6 protein-coding genes are annotated in these 16,534 nt (G+C 39.6%); 4 read left to right on the top strand and 2 right to left on the bottom strand.

The window, feature by feature from the left end:
• Positions 1-204: 204 nt before the first annotated feature.
• From ACE04G_RS04085 to ACE04G_RS04075, 3 genes are all read left to right on the top strand, one after another.
• Positions 205-5,268, top strand: coding sequence for an S-layer homology domain-containing protein (locus ACE04G_RS04085; protein ID WP_449003643.1), 5,064 nt, complete (start codon positions 205-207; stop codon positions 5,266-5,268).
• Positions 5,269-5,487: 219 nt separating this feature from the next.
• Entirely contained in the window at positions 5,488-8,538 is a 3,051-nt protein-coding gene (locus ACE04G_RS04080; protein WP_449003642.1) for an ATP-binding protein, read from the top strand.
• On the top strand, positions 8,535-9,644 hold the full coding sequence (locus ACE04G_RS04075) for a response regulator (RefSeq protein ID WP_449003641.1): 1,110 nt from the start codon (positions 8,535-8,537) through the stop codon (positions 9,642-9,644). The genes ACE04G_RS04080 and ACE04G_RS04075 overlap by 4 nt, the downstream gene beginning before the upstream one ends.
• Positions 9,645-9,944: 300 nt before the next feature.
• Here the strand turns inward: ACE04G_RS04075 and ACE04G_RS04070 are convergent, their stop codons facing one another.
• Entirely contained in the window at positions 9,945-14,321 is a 4,377-nt protein-coding gene (locus ACE04G_RS04070) for a DUF4073 domain-containing protein (RefSeq protein ID WP_449003640.1), read from the bottom strand.
• A gap of 624 nt (positions 14,322-14,945) precedes the next feature.
• Positions 14,946-15,500 (bottom strand): hypothetical protein, encoded by a 555-nt coding sequence (locus ACE04G_RS04065; RefSeq protein WP_169482236.1) that lies wholly within the window; start codon positions 15,498-15,500, stop codon positions 14,946-14,948.
• A gap of 96 nt (positions 15,501-15,596) precedes the next feature.
• On the opposite strand from ACE04G_RS04065, the gene ACE04G_RS04060 reads away from it, so the two are divergent.
• A complete protein-coding gene (locus ACE04G_RS04060; protein WP_076213755.1) occupies positions 15,597-16,514 on the top strand; it encodes a phosphatidate cytidylyltransferase in 918 nt (305 codons plus the stop codon).
• Positions 16,515-16,534: the final 20 nt, after the last annotated feature.

Raw genomic sequence — 16,534 nt, 5'->3', positions numbered from 1 at the left:
GGTCACGGAATAGCCAAGAGTACCTCTCACTTCTTTATGATGAACGTCCCACGGGAAAGCATCTACAAGCGATGTAACGCTTCTTTGCCTCCATCGGGCATAGCGTCTTAATTAGATTTTGTTCAGATTTTGTTCAGATGCACTTCGTTAAATTAAGGACATATCTATCAAACTGAAATTAAATCATGAGGAGGAAGTAGTAGGATGAATAAAAACACCGTATTATATGACAAACTTTTCAAAATAGCACTTGCTACAACGATAGCAACAAGCGCACTTACCGTTGTGGCACCGGACTATATAAAAGCGAGTGAGAATGGGGAAACTTTTACAGATATCAAAGTTGCTTCGGATTACTATGAATATGTGAATGAACTATTTGAGCGTGGTTTTGTTAGTGGTTATAAAGATGGTTCATTCAAGCCAGGAGGACTGTTAACACGAGCAGAAGCTTCTAAAATTCTAGCACTCAATCTAGGATTAAATGTTAATAAATCTTTTAATCCTACGTTTAAAGATGTTTCAACGAGTGACTGGGCATACCCATACATAGAAGCATTAAAAGAAGCAGGTGTTATCGATGGCTTCCAGGATGGGACATTTAAACCGAACTCACCTATTACACGAAATCAAATGGCAAAAATTATTGTCAATGGCTATGGTTTAGAACCTGCTAAAGAAATTAATTTACCATTTACGGATACACAATTAAAAAATAATTGGGCTGCTCCATATATTCAAACCTTATATGATCTAGGTATTACAACCGGACAATCCGCCCTAAAATACGGCGGAATTTCGACACTAACTCGTGGAGATATGGCAGCATTCACAATAAGATCCGAGAAAACAACAGATTATCGTGATAACCGCCAACCAGATGAGAAAATCATTTCTGAGATTAGCGGCAATAAAATGACTATGGGTGGTCAGGTATTTTACATCAAAAAAGAGCTTCAGCCATTACTTCATTCCAAAAATTTAGCAGCGTTGAATGAGGCGAATTTAGACTTTATCAAAATTGGCACAAAAATCATCGGTATTCGCAACCTGGAATTGACTAATGGAGGAACGGTGGATAACCCGTTAATATTAGATTTGGCAGGAGGTAATGTCGAAGCAAATATAACCATTGCGGGCGATTATATTAATCTGGCAAATGCTAATATTACTGGTGATATTACGATTAAAAAAGGTGACCAAAGGCAAATTGAATTAAATGGGCTTGCATTAAACGGAAAATTGATCATTGAAGGGGATGCAAAACGTGAGCAAAAATCAGTTATTAAGCTTACGAACACGACAGTAGATGAAGTTGTTGTGAATCGTGACAACACTGAAATTGTCACGAATAATGCTACACCATCTATTATGGTTGGTAATAATGTATCGGGTATCGAAGTTGCCGGTAAAATGAATTCAATCCATTTTAATGGGAATCAGAACGTAGTCGTCAAAGGACAGCTTGAAACAAACAATCTAACAATTGACACGCCAATAAAAGTAACGCTTGAAAACAAAGCCCAACTGTCGACAGTAGAAACGAAACAATACGGAAGTCAACTGATTGTGCCAAAAGACACTACAATTGATACTCTAATTAAGCCAGTAAATATAAAGCCTGAAGAAGCTGTGCAATACCCTGGAGGTATATCGTCAGCAATTAAAAATGTGACGAATACAGGGCAGGTAGAACGCTCTACCTCCCCGATCATTCCAACAACACCGACTGCACCTTCGAGTGGAGGCGGATTTACTGGTGGTGGATCTAATGGTGGCGGATCAACTGACGGTGGAAACAATGGGGGCGTACCGAATCCATTTGTTTCTCAAACTTTAAAAGCCAATAATATTGAAGATACAGACAACGAAGACCCACTTGCTGTAGGCATGATTGGTACAACAATTACATCAAATAATGAAACAGTCGCAACCGCTACCTTAAAGGATGGAGAAATCATCATCACATCAAAAGGTCCGGGTACAGCTACTATTTCAATTAAAGAAGATGCACCTTCCTTAAAAGAGTCACAAATTATCGTAACAGTAGATGCTAATGGTAAAATGACACATACGATTAAACGCCCTGTAGAGGTAATGCAAGATAAAATCAATGCAACACCAGCACCGGCTGCAGAGGTTTTGATAAAACTGTTCGAAGGTATGGATATTAAGGGTGTTAAGCCGGAAAATATCACAGATGTAACTACAGCAGTGAAAAAAGCGATTGCTGAAAAAGGGAAGCCTTTAACAGGGGATGAATTAAAGTTAGTAGTCGATACGGCATTGCTCCCTTCACTTATTAAAAAAGAAAACCCAAGCTTAGAGAAGGTATCTACTCCACTCGATTTAGTTACAGTGGGACCGAATGGTACAAGCTTTAAATGGGATTCAGCTACAAAAGTGGGCGACCATAACGCAAGCATTGATCTTTCAACAGGAAACGTAACGCAAGATGATGCGGATAATGAAAATGACCAAGTGACTTTGAAGGTTACAGCAACGAATGGAAATGCAATCAAGGAGGCTTCCATCGAAACGACAGTGTTAGAATCGAAAAAGCCATACCTTGTAAGTGCAATTTTAAATGATATCGATAAAGACGGAAATACTTCAGCAGGTGATACAATTACATTCAAATTTAGTGAACCTGTTCGATATAGTGGGAACACAGAGGATCATAATATTGATCTGGAGCTTTTTGGAAAAGATTTTGTATTTGGCATGGGTGATGATATAAAAGCTGTTTGGTCTGAAGATGGGACAAGTCTTACAATGACAATCGGTGGAGACACTACTAGCCCTAATGTTTTTAAAGTTGGCTCTGAGATTTCCCTAGTGGAAGGCTCAGTAAAAGATGCAAATGGTGGGCAAAGTATAACCAATTCGGTAAAATTGCAGCATGAACCATTCGCTTATAAAATTGTTCAAAATGATTTAACAGGCGACTTTATTTGGGAGAATGGCGCAGTTGTCAGTGAAGCAGCTGGGAAAATAAAAAATTCGATTACTTTCTCACAGAATGGGGAACCGGTTGAAGGCTTGGAGATCTCATACACAGATGAAGACCTCGCGCAAGGTACCATCGCTTCAGGTTCATTTTCGCTCAAGTCTGTAAATGTTACAAAAAACGGTAATTTGCAAAAAATCACTTTTGCAGATGGGGAAACTCTTAAGGTTACCACTTCGACTGTTTTACGTGTAAAAGACAGTACGGAAGTAGTAAATAGTGTTAATCATAACTTTGTGAAAAATGGTTTGGTAAAAACAATAACAGTGGATGACACTGTAACAGGTACTATTTCAGTTCTTGTTTCAGATCCTAAGGTCACTTTAGCTAACCCCGTTATTATTGACGGTCAGAATAAATTGGAATTTAAGGGTGGCTTGGGGGTCACAGCAAATCAGAATGAAGTTTTATTGAAAAATCTAAAGGTAACAGGTGGTTATTCCGCACAAAGTGGAGATCGTGGACCCGTTTATATTAGTGGATCAGCAAACGTTACATTTGATCATGTAACAGTTGATGCCCAAGCGGGTACTGGTGGTTATGGGTTTTCAGCGCTTATATTAAAAAATGCGAATGCAAAACTAACAATCAAAGATACAAGTATTCTACTTAAATTCGATAACAACCAGAATCCCGCTTATTACGCATATGGAATACGAGCTGATGCAGAAGGTGCTTCAATAGATATTATTAATTCTACAATCTCATCAAATGGTGCAAACGGTGGTTCTAGAGTTATTCAAACGGCCAAAAATGCTACTGTAAATATCGCTGATAGTAAAATAAATGTTGAAGCAAATTCTTCGTACACGGGTACCGTATATGGTATTAACTTGGGAGATGGCTCTAGTTTAACAACAAGTGGTGCAAGTGAAATTGTTGTCAAAGCTCCAGCCGCGAATGGATTTGGGATTGGAAATAATGTTAATTATACCAATTTGAATGTTTCGGATACCACTGTGTTTGATATAGACGCTGCTGCTTCTGGAAAAAGAAAAGCTCCGTACGAGTATGCACCTGAAGATTTAGCAGCACTTAATAATGCATGGGCAAAAATGGATGAAAGCCTAATTAAGGCCAATAATCCAACCTTACAGGAAGTAACCGAGGCTTTAAATTTACCAACGGATGTAGATGGCGTTTCAGTTGCATGGACTGCTGATACCGTTGATGGTGCAACAGTCAATGCTGATGGAACGGTTACTAGAAGCAGCAATGACGATGCGGATGATGTGGTGACATTAACAGCCACACTTACACACAATGGAATGACGAAAACGAAAAATTTCCAAGTAACGATTAAGGAAAATAAGGTTCCAACCATTACTTCAGCAGCATTAGTAGATGGTAATACCGATGGAAAAGCTAATGTGGGTGAGAATGTTGAGCTGACATTTAGTGAACCTGTAACTTTCAGTCAATTATCCATTGGTGACCAAGAAATCGATCCGGAATCGGGAGTTTGGTCGGAAGATAAGAAGACGTTGACTGTAACCTTAGCAGCTGATATTACAGCAGCTGGTACAGTAACTGTAAAGGTTACTAACTTAGAGGATGCGGCCCATAATACTAAAGATGAAAGTGTAGTGGAATTAACAGTACCAAGTGCAATCGAGGCATTTAAAATGTCTGTTGTAAATAATACACAAAATGGTGCTGAACCTATAACGGTAACACAACAAGGGACTTATCAGTTTTCCGTCAATATAAACCTTACTACGAATGGAGAAGGATTTGCTGTAGGTGGTATATATGTTGCTCAGGTAAGTGGAGGTGTCATGAAAAAAAATGAAACTCCAGCTGCAACTGAAAAATATGATGTTGATGTTTCCGTAGATGATGGAAGAAATCCAAAAACAATTGTAACGGTGACTGAAAAGGTAGCAAGTGGAACAGACCCAGCCCTTACAAGAAATATAATGTATCCGGGAATTACGTATAAAGCTGAGGTAATTAATCCAAGTCTAATCCCTTCACCAGGATCACAACAAATTGCATCATTTACAGTATCAGATGTGATTGCGTTGGAAGGAACAACTACACGTAATCAAACCATTGCAATCACTATTGATGGAACGCCAGTTGAAAAAGTAATTACATTATCAAGTGAAGCAACGGATTCAACGCTTGCTGCAGCCATTGCTGAGGCATTTACAGATGCATTTCCGAATTACGCTATTACAGCTGAAAATAATAACGTAATTATTACTGCCAATGCAGAAGCTCAAAATGTAATCATTTCAGCAGAATTAAAATAATATCTGTATCTATGAAATGAGCTAAAGTAAAACATCCCGTCCAGGATCTTACCTTGACGGGGTGTTTTTGATATGAATATAAATCTTTAAGAATAGGCTCCGTTGTTCAGATTTTGTTCAAGCGCAATATGATAACATTCCAAAAGGAGTTGATTGAAAAAAACATTAACAATATGATGAGAACATCATATTAATTCAATCATATATGGAGGCATGATAATGAAAAGGAATATCCTAATCATTGTGAGTATTATCATGCTGTTTGTAAGTGTCTTTTCACTTGGCAATTGGCATTATCTTACCAGTAACCATCCCAAAATTGTACATGATGGAATTGTAAAAATAGATACGGAGCAGTTACAAAGGACGGTTAAGTTGGAAGGTGATTGGGAATTTTACCCAAACGTCCTAATTGCATCTTCCGAAAAACTGGATAGCTATCAGAATAAACGAATTACACTTGATGTACCATTTCATTGGAAAGAGTACGTAGAACCCAATAAAGAAGGAATTTCAGTTGGGACCTATCATGTTAGGATTCATGTACCGACAGAGGGATTTTACGGTTTGTTTATACGGAATATTCGTCAAGCAAATCGTGTGTTTATAAATGATGTGGAACTAGGAGCGAGGGGGAAAACAAGCACTGTTTTAAGTGAATTTGGATCCGAAAATGATGATAAATATACCGTATTTGCTCGTAGCGAACATAAAGAGCTGGATATTATTATTCAAGTATCCAACTATAATTCCCCACAGGCAGGTATTGTCTATCCTATTGAATTTGGGACGATGGGAGCCATTCAGCAACAATATCGTTGGAAGGTATTTTTAGATTCATTCGTATGTATTGGGCATGTGGTATTCGGAATCATCTATATCTTTACATTTTTACAGAATCGGAAACGCAAAGAAGAACTGTTCTTTGGTCTTTTTACCATCTCATTAGGACTTTATATGTCATTTATTAACCAAAAAGTGTTCTTCCTATTATTCCCTGACATTTTACCTGCCAATCAATTGCGTTTACAGCTCAGTATTATTCCGATCGCGCTAATAGCTTTAACACTGTTTATTTATTCGATGTACCCGCAAGTACAAAAAAGAAGAACGATATATTTACTTATGATTTTACTAGGGATTGTAATTGTTTTTTATGGTATTTATAACCCGATTACCCAAAATCACAGGGCTTCTTCAGATTTGGAGTTGTTTCTGAGAAAAATAGCCTATATCTGTGTTACGGCTCCAGTCATATTCTATAATCTATGGGCTCTTATTAAAGTAACAATACAACGTCTAGAAGGCGTTCGTTATGTTCTAATTGTGATTTCAGCGATTTGTTGTTATAGCATTTTACTGATGTTTAACTTTATTATGGGGATTCCCATAGATTACACAGAATTTGCATTATTTTTACTTATATTATTCGGGTTTGCTTCATTATTAAATTTCCGTGCGAACCAGGCTATTTTGAAAGTCCAGGCACTATCAGAGGAATTGCTTGCACATAATCAAATGAAGGATGTATTTTTACTGAATACTTCGCATGAATTACGCACACCCCTTAACGGTATTTTAAATTTATCGAAATCCTTAATGGAAGGAGCTCAGGGACCCTTAAAACGGGCTCAACAGGAGCAAGTCATTTTAATTCATAGTGTCACTCAACGTTTAGGACATTTAGTAGAGGATTTGTTGTTCTCTTCAAATCAAATGACCGGAGAAGTAAGAGTTGCCCCACGTAGTGTTCCACTCTCTGTTATTACTGAAGTCGTGTTGGAAGTTCGCAGTGTGATGCCAAAGAGTCATCAAGTAAGTGTTACTGCAGAAGTGGACTCGGAATTACCGAATATATACACGGATGAATTACGTTTTAAGCAGGTTCTATACAACTTGCTGCACAACGCTATTAAATATACAGAAGTTGGGGAAATTGCTGTGACAGCCTATGTCCATCAACATGAGATGGTCATCCAAGTAAGAGATACAGGCTGTGGTATTCCGGCACACATGATTGATCGGATCTTTGATGCCTTTTACCAAGGAAATAATCATCATACAAAAGAAGGGCTCGGTTTGGGATTAAGTATTACTAAAAATATTGTCGAAAAGTTAAAAGGTGCGATTTATGTTACAAGTACATTAGGAGAAGGTACTACATTTACATTTACAATGCCACTGGCCACTGACGAACAGATAAGCATTGAGCAATCATCTACAATTACTGGGCATAGAGCTAGAGAATTACAGCTTCAATTGCCTCTCATCTATAAAGGAAATAATAAAAAAATACTTGTGGTAGACGATAACCATGTCAATATAAAGGCTTTAGCTGAGGCACTAAGACTTAAGGGATATACTGTAATTGCAGTAGATAATGGTTTCGATGCAGTAGATTATATTAAAACCAATCAGGTAGATTGTATGTTAATAGATTTAATGATGAATGGAATGTCAGGTTATGAGCTATGTAAGCGAGTACGAAAACAATATGATATGCTGGAATTACCGATTATTATCTTAACAGCGATCATGAAGCATTCTGATTTAGTGTTATCTTTAAAAGTTGGTGCAAATGATTACTTACAAAAACCTATTTTAATGGATGAACTATTTATTCGTATTGAATCTCTGTTAGCCGTCCGTCAATCTTCAATTGATGCAATTGAAGTAGAAATGAATTATTTGTATTCACAGGTCACACCGCATTTTGTCTACAACACGCTGAATACAATTATTGGATTAAGCTATACGGATATGGACAACACCCGTGAAGCACTCTACTGTCTGGCGACCTACTTCCGCGCCAAACTTAATGTCCATTACCGAAATAGCTATGTCTCTGTTGAAGAAGAGATGGAACTGGTCAAGGCATACTTATATATTGAAAAGATGCGTTATGCTGATCGTTTAAATATTAAATATGATATTGATGAATCCGTTCAATTAATGATTCCAGCACTATCCATTCAGCCATTAGTTGAAAATGCTGTTTTCCATGGTATCTCTAAGAAACAATCAGGCGGTACAATTGAGGTAAGTATTCAACGGGAAGGGCAATTTGTCCGAATTAAAATCTATGATAATGGTGTAGGTATTCCCGAGGAAAAACTTCAGAAGCTGATACATGAAGAAAGCACACGTATTGGGTTTATGAACCCATTAAAAAAATTCAAATTAATGAAAAATGCAAGTTTACGTTTATATAGCGAGGAAGGAAAGGGAACAACTATTGTCATTTTATTACCAGAGGGTGGTCGAGCATGAACATAATTATTGTTGATGATGAAAAAATGGCAATCGATGTATTAAGCATTATGATTAAACGGCTGACACAATTCCAGGTTACAATCAAGGGGGCATTTACAAATGCAGTAGATGCCCTTCGTTTTCTGGAGAAAGAGGCCATTGAACTTGTCTTTTTAGATATCGAAATGATCGATATGCACGGTATGCAAATAGCTAGACAACTGTTACAAAAATACCCATCCTTACAAATCATTTTTGTGACAGCACATGCGCAGTTCGCAGTGGATGCTTTTGAAGTAGAGGCAACCGATTATTTATTAAAGCCTGTACATGAAAAACGGTTGATTACAGCGCTAACAAAGGCAAAGAAAAAATCGCAATTACAAGTTAAAGCGCCCCGTAATAATAAAAAGAACCTTTTATACGCTCATACTTTAGGCAGTTTCTATCTTCTTGATACTCAGCAAGAGGTAGTAAAATGGCGTACAAGGAAAGTACGCGAACTTTTTTTATTCTTATTATTTAATCAAAAAGGACCAATGTCGAATGCCATCATCTCTGAAGAATTATGGATAAACTTGGACTTTGAAAAGGCCTCAAGTAATTTACATACCTCTATTTATCAATTGAGAAAGCTTTTAAAAGAAAAGGGAATACAAGACCCGATTCAATTGGTAAATAATCACTACCAATTAAATGTTGAAATTGAAAGTGATTATGAGGAGCTCAATCAATTGCTGGAACGGGAAAAACATGATGAAAAGTCTATTCAACAGTTAATGAATTGCTATGAGGGAGATTATTTGGTGGAGGAAGAATACCTATGGGCTATTCAAATAAGACTCCGGTTAAAGCAGGGTGTACTGCATGCACTTGAACAATATGTCACAAGCACCAACTCAATTAATCCCTTACTAAAACTCAATTGTTTACAAATGATGCTAGAATTGGATGAATTCAATGAGCAATATATGTTTTTATTATTAGAATTCTTAATTGAACAAAATAAAAAACAAGATTGTTTAAAATTCTTTAAAACTATACAAGCCAAATTAGCTGAAATTGGTCTCAATGTTCCCGAAAGGATTCATAGAAGATATAACGAATATTTGGTTAATGTATAAATCAAAGTAAAGATGATGATGTGAAAAGCTTCAATATAGGCTTGTCATAACAGATTCCCAGAGTTTGCTACGGCACTCTTTGGAAGCATACTGATCTCCACAATCCAAATGGTGAGTGAGTCCCGATTCACATCTTCTCCACTCGAAAGTCCGTTAAGCTCCGTACGCAAACTAAAAAAAAGCAGCTCAGTGAGCAATGATGTATCCACAAGACTTGTTCTGGTTATAGACGAGTGAAAGGGGTGTCCCGCCATGATTACATGGTTTGGGACACCCCTTTTTAAGTTATAATATGCTATTTTATTTCTGCGCTGCAGCTTCGATATCTGCATATGCCCAATGTGTTGCTGGCACATCACTGAACGTTTGCGTAACTGCGCCAGTTAGAGGTGTGCGGTTGAATAATACATTCAGCACTTTCACCGCTTCAGCACGGGTCAGCTTACTGTCCGGTTTGAATGTACCATCATTATATCCGACCATCAGGCCAGCAGATTGCACGTATGCAATCGCATCTGCTGCCCACAGGTCTACGGATACATCTGTGAAGGAAACTGCTGTACCATTCACTGTTGTATTACTCGCTTGTTGCTGCATCCAGCGATACGCAATGGTAGCCATCTGTACACGGGTGATCAAACCTTCCGGTGCAAATTGGGTGTTGCTCATGCCGTTCATGATACCTGCGGATTGTGCTTTTTGAATCTCACTTGTTGCCCAGTGTGTCGCAGATACATCCTTGTAACTCATGCTATTGGTGGAACCTACTGCCGCTTCAGTTGAAAGATTGCGAGCCAGCATGGCTGCCATCTGTGCACGCGTTACGAATGCATCTGGGCGGAAATCTGTACCAAATCCTTGGATGTACGGTTGGTGTGTACCTTGTGAAGCTTTCAGTCCATCCACAACAACGAGGGTGAACGTACTGAATTTTGTTACGGTAAATTCGATGCCTTCACTGTTATCCGCGAGTTTCACCAATTTGCCTTGAATCAATTCTTTTGTGCCGTCACTGTGTTCGATATAGACCGCCAGGTTGTCCAATGCTTGCTGACGAGCAGCCGGATCGGTTGGCAGACTGTCACGCAGTGGCAACGTGAGTGTCACTTCGCGGCTCTGCATATTCGTGTCGATCTCTACCGGACGAGCCAATACACGAACATTCGTATTTGGAGCAACCTGTTGAATCAATTGCTCTTTCTTCGCACGCTCTTCAACTTCTTTGCGCTCCGATTCCTTTTTCAAAGGTACAACGCGGAAGTATAAGTCTTGATCGAATCCAGCAATGGAATTCGTTGGAACGGAAATTACTACATTTTCAGTGGAAATCTCCAACTTGAGCGAGCCATCATTCAATTCTTTCACCGCTGCCTTGGGCAGTTCAATCCGTGTCTCGGACACGGAATCTTTGGTGTCTGGAATAACAATGCGTGCGGTGTTCATGTTCAATTGTTTCGCTTTTTCAACGGATTCCTTGGCAATCGCTTCGGTCATCTTCACCAGATCTTTGATCGTGCCGTTGATTTCCGTTGTACGTGTGATTGGTGTTTTGGTCAGGTTGGTGCCGTTTGTTCCATTAACGTCAACCACGATCTGTTCTTGTTTCGTTGTTGGTGCAGGTGTAGGGGTTACAGGTGAAGATCCTCCTCCACTTCCACCGCCAGTTGATGGTGTTGGTGTTGGTGTTGGTGTTGGTGTTGGATTAATAATTATGACCTGATCGAAGAAACGATCAAATGCTGTCTGCACTTCGCTAATACTGCTGTATCCGTTAGCAGGCTTGCGGTCCAGCATCCATTGGGCGAGTTTCCCCATTCGATTCTCATCTTCTACTAGATCCTTCATAGCGTTCAACTTAAGTAGGAATGGTTCGTAAGGTTCCATCGCCTCAGTCGATTGTTGGAAGCTGTATAGCATCAGCATGGCATTCTGCATCTCGCTAACGCCTCTAGCATCATTAATGTAGGAATAATTCATGACTAACATTAAAGAAGCACCGTAAACCTGTTCAATTGAAAGATCCGAACCCTGAAACAGACGTTTTGCGGTATAAGCAAGCAACTCTTTATCCACATTGGATGCATTTAAATATTTTTGACCTAACTCTTTAAACATTTCCATCCCTGGATATTCAAAGTACTCTGTTGACTCAACAAAAAGGGAATAGAACTCATTCAAATGCTGTTGGAAAAGGATCCTGTCTGTTTGTTTGATCGTTTGGATGCCTTTATATCCAATTTTCACAGCATATTCTACTTGTTTCTTAAGATTATAGGCATAGTCACTCGGTAAAAAGGTCATTACCACATTAGCTATGGCTTTCTTCTCCTCAGGTTGGAGAGTGTCAAAGCCAGCCGGAAGATCCAACCATTCCGGTTGAGTAATTACTCCCAGGATAGCATCAGTATTCTTCGTAGCTCTCGCTTCGTTGATTACCTTCAAAGGATCTGCTGGATTAAAGAACTGATCAAAAGTTTTTTGGATGTTTTTATAGTTTTCATAACCACCAACTGGACGCTTATCAATCATCCACTGGGCAAGTTTTCTATATGTCGCATAATCTATGCTATCCACTTTGTCCATGTTAAGCGGAAACTCTACCATATATTTGATAGTACTAGGGAGATTGTTATACTGTGTTGATTCCTTCTGTACCAAACGAAGACGTACCAAAGCATTATACATCTTGGTTTGAGTAGTTACATCATTGATTGCATTATAAGTAGATAACGACGTAGAAAGTTGATCTCTGTTCTGATATGAAGGAATCTCATCACGCATTGAGTAAAATTTCATGCGGTATGCAAAAATTTGTTTATCTACAACAGACAAATTTTCATACATTTTCCCTACTTTATATAGTGATTGAATACTTGGGTCGAGGTTTATGCTAAAAACTTCAGGTAAATTTAATAATTTGGAAAAATAAGCATTGATATTCTCCTCAACATCAGTCAGTGCAGGTTTATTAAAGAGGTTTCGTGGTTCTACAGCCATATCAAGTACATATTGTACTTGTTCTTTACTCACATATTCCTTTGCCCCATTCATTAAAGTGACAAATACAGCTACAGATTCTTTCTCATCGTTGCTCCAATCACTGAAATCTACAGGCAGTTCGAGTCCCAACGTGGAACCTTGGATTGCGGCAAGCACACCTTTTACATCTTCATTACTCTTAGCTAGATTCAATAACTCAAGTGAGTCTGTTTCTATATTCTGAGTAAAAACCAAGATCTTATAGAGGCTTGCAGTATTACTTCCGTTTGCCTTAACACGAACCCATACCGTTGTATTCCCTTCAAATTGGGGTGGGTTCGTGGAGCTGTAAACAAACCAATTTTCGCCATTGTTCTGAGTGTATTCCATAGTCTCATCGGCATCAACAATGACATTTACATTGTCATCTACGCTTACTGCTGGTGCTACCGGTATTGGCTGAATTGGTGGGAATGGTGGGAATGTCGGTAGTGGTGGAATCATTGGGAAGAAGAAGTTATTGAAAGCTATTTGTATCTCACTGTAATTGGTGTAACCCCCATTTGGCTTTCTATCCAACATCCACTTTGACAACCGTTCCATTTCCGCAACATTAGAAGAAATAGTCTGCATTTTATGGAAATCAAGCGGGAATATCCCTATGAAGCTCTCCTTAGGAGTTCCCTTATATTGCTCCGCTTTTTGTTGAATTTTATATAGCCCTGTTAAAGCTTCATTCATTTCGTTAGTCGTTGATGCTTTGGTGAAATAGAAACTTTGACTAAGCATCATATTGAGATTCATCACAGACTGTTCTAGTGATAGATCATTTCCAATTCTATCTAGATTAACTGAATATGATAATATGTTTTTATCTAGATCGGCCCCCAATAGATACTGATACAGTTGTGGCTGAATCGCACTTAAATACGCTGGGCTGAATACATTGTTCGCACTAGCTAGTTTCTCAAAATAAGAGGTTAGCTTAGCTTGCATAACAGGCAATTGATGTTCACGCATAACTAATAGACCTTGGAATGCCAGATCAACCGTAAATTGAATTTGATCCGTGTTCAGATATTTACCATCTGGTAGATGGGAATGTCCCACTAACGATATGATTGCATTCTGTTCATCAGGAGGAAGTGATTCAAATGCTGGAACCATGGTGATGAAGCTCGTATTTTGAAGTAGCTCTCTTATTCTTGAGGCATCAAAATTTGCCCCAATAACATTGTTGAATTCGCTTAGCAAGGTATTCGATGTAAATGTTATGGATTGCATCTGGTATGCAATTTCCATATTATTTCTATCCTGAACGATTACATTAAAATAATACGTTTCCCCTTCGACTAAATCCGTAATCACTTTGGTGAATATACCTGTTTCGGAATCGCTACCACCAACCCAATTACCATAGGCGTATTGTGGAAATCCGCTGATTTCCTCCATATCTTTGATATTAGGTGCCTGGGAGACGAATACTTGATAATTCAGATCAGGTGAAGACGTTGTAACTGACTCGGCATACTCCCAACTTAGTTCAACCGAGTCATCACCAATGTTCTTTACTGTAATTAGACCATTTTTCCCCGGTACCGGATACGATACTTCTGCGCTAACCTTTCCTACTGGTGCCAACCATGGTGCTGCCAATAGCAAAATGAGCAATATGTTCACTATTTTTCTGTACTGCATATTTCTTATCCCCCTAATCTCGCTTTCAAAAGATAGGCCTATTGTAGTACACAACTCTGAACGGATTCTGAACATTGGAGCAAAAAAAAGGGGTCATTTCCATAATATATATGAAATATGGGGGTTTATTTCATTTTTTTCGTCATAATTCAACATTTTTTTTGTTAAACATGTTATCTATGACCTACTATCAGACTATCGCGCATGTATGCTGATCTCTCCGGATTAGCGCACCTGTATTGAGGTATTTGACCCAAAAGCTGTCATTCCAGCGGAGGGTGAACCTGCCACCTCTCCTGAAGCGGTCCGGCACGGCGCACTGTTACATTTTGCCTTTTACGTGCATGATGTAGAAGATATCTATCAGCGAGCGCTCGCCCATGGAGCCAAGGCCTATGTTGAACTCGATTGGATATCGCTTGGCGAACCTGCACTTCGGGTTAGAAATGCGCTTGTCCACAGCCCCAATGGTGAAGTGATCGAATTCCTGGAAGAGGTTGATTTCGACCGATCCTCATCCTCACCATTATCCATATGAAGTACACAAACAGCCTGTTGCCTAGTCATCCGTGGCAGCAGGCTATTTCATGATTGGACTTCCTTGGCAAGCATCAGCACACGCACCTACTCTTGCTCTGCATTCCCCAGCGTATACTCGCTTAACTTTCCTTCATAGACCAATTGCAATCGTTCACTCTGGCGAAAATCATCCGGTGTCACCAGCGCAGGCAGCTTATTCCACAATTTGATTCCCGAACGCTGTAGAATCTCAGCTACAAATTGGGAGCAGAAGTAGGAGTTGCTGAACTCCACCGGTTCCTTGAGTGTAATGCCAATCACGCCGAGCAGATTGTACATATATTTCTGGCGGCTGCGGATGAAGATGTGCAGCACACGTTTCATCTTTTCCACTTCACGATCCGTCACCTGAAGCTTGTATATGACACATGTGGTATTGGGATATTTGCTGTATGTACCTGTCTGAATATCTTCCTTCACAAACCCGCCATTTAGCGGATTGCTCGGATGTTTGCGTCCGAAGCTGTACAGCTCGGTTAACTCCCGGTCAAACGAGATCGATGCGTGATTATATGGCGCTCGGGTATAACTCTGAATAACCTTGGTAAACAGCGTTCCTGTATTCGTAAGCAAGATATAGATGGAGCGTTCATCTGTCATAGCAAAATTTCCCCTTATCAAGTCGGTACTATTCCTTCATAATAACATAGGTACCCTATAATGGAATCTTACTTTGAATAAGCAGGTGATCAGTACGTGAGCAGTTCACTCTTTACACTAACGTTAATCTTCACAGCTTTACTTGTGATACATATCGTGTACAAAATTATTGCAAAGCTCCAGCCAAGCAAAGACTATTCAGGCATCGGCCAAAAAATCAAAACTTGGTGGGGTATGTTTGTGATCTTCTGCCTCGCCACCCTTTTCAACCCCATCGTGTCCCTCATCTCCCTCATGGTGCTTGCATTCTTCTCACTCAAAGAATACTTCTCCATGATTCGCAGCACACGCAAAGCCGACCGCAGGCTGTTCCTATGGGCGTATCTGGCGATTCCGGTTCAGTTCTACTGGATCTACATTGGATGGTATGGCATGTTTATCGTGTTTATTCCCCTATATGTGTTCCTAGTGCTGCCCCTGCCACGTTTGATTAACAAAGGTACGGTCGGGTTCCTGCGCAGTGTCAGCTCCACACAATGGGGACTGATGCTGATGGTGTTTGGACTGAGCCACCTGGCCTATTTTCCTTTTGCCACACCGGAGTACGGGTCCAAGCTGGTATTGTTCCTGGTCGTGTTAACACAGCTTAATGATGTGGTGCACTATCTGGTTTCTCTCTATCTGGGCAAACGAAAAGTGGTGCCTACCGCCAATCCTTTTGTCACCTGGGAAGGGTTCGCGTGTGCGTTTATTGTAACGACAGCAACGTCTTATTTTATCCATCCCTACCTGACGCCATTTGATTGGAAATTCTCGCTATTCATCGGGGTCTTGATCAGTCTGGCCGGATTCTTCGGCAGTCTGACGGTGTCTGTACTGAAGCGCGATCTGTTAATCGGAGATGACAATAAGTTCGATTCACTCAAAAAAAGCTACCTGAGCCGGGTCGACAGCCTGACCTATACCTCGCCGGTTATGTTCCACGTGGTCCGTTATTTCTTTGACTTTATGTAGCAACAGAACGGATAGATCGG

This window comes from Paenibacillus sp. AGC31, from assembly GCF_057334655.1.
This window is presented reverse-complemented; position numbering and strand designations above follow the sequence as displayed.

Coding starts and splice junctions, on each gene's coding strand:
- ACE04G_RS04085 (WP_449003643.1), top strand. CDS start 205: ATGAATAAAAACACCGTATTATATGACAAACTTTTCAAAATAGCACTT.
- ACE04G_RS04080 (WP_449003642.1), top strand. CDS start 5,488: ATGAAAAGGAATATCCTAATCATTGTGAGTATTATCATGCTGTTTGTA.
- ACE04G_RS04075 (WP_449003641.1), top strand. CDS start 8,535: ATGAACATAATTATTGTTGATGATGAAAAAATGGCAATCGATGTATTA.
- ACE04G_RS04070 (WP_449003640.1), bottom strand. CDS start 14,321: ATGCAGTACAGAAAAATAGTGAACATATTGCTCATTTTGCTATTGGCA.
- ACE04G_RS04065 (WP_169482236.1), bottom strand. CDS start 15,500: ATGACAGATGAACGCTCCATCTATATCTTGCTTACGAATACAGGAACG.